This is a genomic window from Polaromonas sp. P1_G4 (genome assembly GCF_056405475.1).
In genome coordinates this window covers 1-3,748 of sequence record NZ_JBFUCA010000435.1, presented here as the reverse complement: position 1 = coordinate 3,748, position 3,748 = coordinate 1, and the positions used below count along the sequence as shown (strand labels likewise).

At 59.2% G+C, this 3,748-nt stretch carries 5 protein-coding genes; all 5 read right to left on the bottom strand.

Going from position 1 to position 3,748, the window contains the following annotated elements; translation table 11 throughout:
* Positions 1–798: lipid-A-disaccharide synthase (gene lpxB, locus AC1D1X_RS18180; RefSeq protein WP_477698821.1), on the bottom strand; the 798-nt coding region annotated here is incomplete at its 3' end.
* A gap of 14 nt (positions 799–812) precedes the next feature.
* Positions 813–1,607 (bottom strand): acyl-ACP--UDP-N-acetylglucosamine O-acyltransferase, encoded by a 795-nt coding sequence (gene lpxA / locus AC1D1X_RS18175; protein WP_477669258.1) that lies wholly within the window; start codon positions 1,605–1,607, stop codon positions 813–815.
* Between the two features lie 155 nt (positions 1,608–1,762).
* Positions 1,763–2,203 carry a 3-hydroxyacyl-ACP dehydratase FabZ gene (fabZ, locus tag AC1D1X_RS18170; RefSeq protein WP_477698820.1) on the bottom strand — a complete coding sequence of 147 codons (441 nt, stop codon included), beginning with the start codon at positions 2,201–2,203 and terminating at the stop codon, positions 1,763–1,765.
* Positions 2,200–3,264, bottom strand: coding sequence for a UDP-3-O-(3-hydroxymyristoyl)glucosamine N-acyltransferase (gene lpxD, locus AC1D1X_RS18165; RefSeq protein ID WP_477669256.1), 1,065 nt, complete (start codon positions 3,262–3,264; stop codon positions 2,200–2,202). The genes fabZ and lpxD overlap by 4 nt, the downstream gene beginning before the upstream one ends.
* Before the next feature lie 48 nt (positions 3,265–3,312).
* Positions 3,313–3,748 (bottom strand): OmpH/Skp family outer membrane protein (locus tag AC1D1X_RS18160; RefSeq protein ID WP_477698819.1); only part of this gene is annotated, 436 nt, incomplete at its 5' end.

The following is a 3,748-nucleotide window of genomic DNA, read 5'->3' as shown; positions in this document are numbered from 1 at the left end:
TCCTTCCACGTCCGCATGGCGCTCAATCACGCCCTTCAGCGCGGGAATGGCCGGCACTATAAATTTGATAGCTGGTTGCGCATGTTGAATAAGGGCTGCAGCCTTAAAGAATCGTTGCGCGAGGTACTGGATTTCGGATTTCCGGCTACCGGGAAGAATGGCCACCACGGTGTCTTCATCCTGCAAACCCAGCTTGCGCCGGGCCGCTGCGCGGTCAGGCTGCAGGGGAATGACATTGGCCAGCGGGTGCCCCACATAGGTCGCGGCAATGCCATGAGCAGCCAGCAGCGCAGGCTCAAAAGGAAAGATGCACAGCACGTGGTCCACACTGCGCCGTATCTTTTCAACACGGTCGGCACGCCAGGCCCAGATGGCGGGGCTGACAAAATGCACGGTCTTGATGCCTTGGACCTTGAGCGCCGCCTCCAGGTCAAGATTGAAGTCGGGTGCATCAATGCCAAGGAAAAGGTCTGGGCGCTGATCCAGCAGGCGTTGCTTCAGTTGTTCGCGTATGCCGACGATCTCGCGGTAATGCCGCAATACCTCAACATACCYGCGTACCGCCAGCTTTTCACTGGGCCACCAGGCGTTAAAACCGCGGCTTGCCATCTGTGAGCCGCCGATACCGTTTGACGTCAGTGCCGGCCAGCGGGCCTTGAAACCATCGAGCAGCAGGCCGGCGAGCAAATCTCCAGAGGTTTCGCCCGCGACCATCGCCACGCAAGGGGAACGGGCTCTCAGGGAGTCCGCAACGGGGAGGCCTGCCTCTCTACGGGCTGGCAGAGGGCTTGGCTCCATCAACGACATAGGTCTTACCGGACAATGCCGCGCTGCGGCGAGGTTTGTTCCAGAAATGAAAGCATCATCTGCACATCAGGCGCGGCATCTGGGTACTTTTCCGTCAGAGCGGCAATGCGCTCGCGCGATACATCCAGGGTCAGGTCGTCACGGTACAGCGCTTTGTGCATGGCCTTGACAGCGGAAATTCGCTCCGGTGAAAAGCCCCGTCGCCGCAGCCCTTCAAAATTCATGGAGCGCGCCTCGGCCGGTTGTCCCTGCGCCATGACAAAAGGCGGTAAATCGGCAAACAGCAGCGAGCACATGGCGGTGAAGCTGTGGGCACCGATTTTCACGAACTGGTGCGCGACGGTGAAGCCGCCCAGAATCACCCAGTCGCCGACATGCACATGGCCACCCAGTTGGGTGTTGTTGGCAAAAATGGTGTTGTTGCCCACCACGCAGTCGTGCGCCAGATGCACATAGGCCATGAGCCAGTTGTCATCCCCCACACGGGTCACGCCAGTGTCGCCCGGCGAGCCGATGTTGAAGGTGCAGAACTCGCGAATGGTGTTGCGGTGGCCGATCACCAGTTCACAAGGTTCACCCGCATACTTTTTATCCTGCGGAATTGCACCCAGTGAATTGAACTGGAAAATCCGGTTGTCACGGCCTATGGTGGTGTGTCCTTCGATCACGCAGTGGGCGCCCACGGTGGTGCCGGCACCAATCTTCACGTGCGGACCAATGACCGTATAGGGACCGACGCTCACCGACTCATGGAGCTGGGCTTGCGGATCAATAAGTGCAGTGGAATGTATAGCCGTCATGACGAAATCAACTGTTCAGCGAATAGGTCGGCCAAAAGCCGTATGGGCAAGTCCCCCTTCACACCGGGGCCGCGGGACTGGCTCCGCCAGACCGCAGGCGCAGCAGCCCTCTCGGGGGGCAGCGAATTACGCGAAGCGAAAAGCGTGGGGCCCATTCACGCGATCGTGCGCATGGTGCACATCAATTCGGCTTCACAGGCAATGGTCTCACCTACCCTGGTGACCCCTTTAAATTTAAAAATGCCGGCCTTCATGCGGTCCAGTGTGACGTCCATGATCAGCTGGTCGCCAGGTTCAACGGGGYGCTTGAAGCGTGCACCGTCGATGCCGGCGAAGTAATAGACCGTCTTGTCGTCGGGCGTGACGCCCAGCGTCGCAAAGGCCAGCAGCGCGGCCGCCTGCGCCATGGCTTCCAGTATCAATACCCCCGGCATCACCGGGTGATGGGGAAAGTGCCCCATAAAAAAGGGCTCGTTGATCGTGACGTTTTTGAGCGCCTTGATGCGTTTGCCTTTTTCGATTTCCAGCACCCGGTCCACCAGCAGGATGGGATAACGATGCGGCAGCTGTTTGAGAATTTGGTGGATATCCATCATGATTTTTCTTGAGTGTGTCCTGAGTGCAGGATGGCTTTTTCGACCTCCCTGAGACGCTCACGAAGCGTATGAAGCTGCTTGAGCGTAGCGGCATTTTTTTCCCAGACAGCATTGTCGTCGATGGGAAAGAGCCCGGTGTAATGCCCGGGCTTCAAAATGGATCGGGTTACCACCGATGCAGCCGAGACATGCACACCATCGGCGAGCGTCAGGTGGCCCAGCACAATGGCGCCGCCCCCCACCGTGCAATGCGCACCAATCGTGGCGCTGCCCGCGACGCCGGCACAGCCGGCCATGGCGGTATGTTTGCCAACCCGGACGTTGTGGCCGATCTGGACCAGGTTATCGAGCTTCACACCGTCTTCCAGCACCGTATCCTGCAGCGCACCGCGGTCAATGCAGGTGTTGGCACCGATCTCGACATCATTGCCGATCTGCACACCACCAAGTTGCTCGATCTTCACCCACTGTCCCTGGTGCGACGCAAAGCCAAAACCGTCAGCGCCGATCACCGCGCCGGAGTGCACGATACAGCGCTCCCCCACGCGGCAGCCGTCGGCCACGGTCACGCGCGCCGACAACCGGGTGTTCGCACCGATTTGCACATGCCGCCCGACGACGCAATGCTCCGCAATCCGCGCATCCGTGCCAATCACCGCGCCTTGGCCAATGCAGGCAAATGCACCGATCGAAACGCCGGACGCCACAGTGGCAGAGGGATCGATATAGGCACTGGGATGAATGTGCGGAACCACCTGCGGGGAATGCCACCGCTTCCAGAGTTGGGTGACCAACGCAAAAGCGTGGTAGGGATCGTCTGTCACGATGCAGGCGCCACGCTTGACTGCGGCCTCGCGCGCGGCGGGCGCCACAATGACGCAGACAGCCTCGGACTGCGCGAGCTTGGACAAGTATTTGGGGTGGCTGAGGAAACTCAGGTCCGCGGGACCGGCAGCCTCCAACGTAGAGAGCCGCTCTATCTGCAGGCCGGGGTCGCCGACCAGTTCGACCTGTACTGCACCGGCTAGGGATTCAACGATATCGGCAAGACGGAGTGTCACACTGCGCCTGCCATTTTCACGATGGTGATCGTGGTGAACACCCCGCAATCAACGGGCAGCGTTCAACGCCTTGATCACCTTGTCGGTGATGTCATGCTTGGGATTGACATAGACCGATTCCTGGAGAATCAGGTCGTACTTTTCCGTCTCAGCCAGCGTCTTCACAACCTTGTTCGCACGTTCGATGACCTGCTGGAGTTCTTCATTCTTGCGGGTGTTCAGGTCTTCCTGGAATTCACGGCGCTTGCGCTGGAAGTCCCGATCCTGGTCAACAAGCTGCTTTTGCCGTGAAACGCGCTGACTCTCCGCGAGCGTCGGGGCTTCACGCTCAAATTTGTCGGAGAGTGTTTTCAGCTGGGTCGCCAGATCGTTCAGCTCTTTTTCACGCTTGCTGAATTCCTGCTCAAGTTTGGTCTGGGCGGCTTTCGCGGAATTGGCTTCCCGGAAAATCCGGTCCAGATTGACAATCCCGACTTTGAACTCC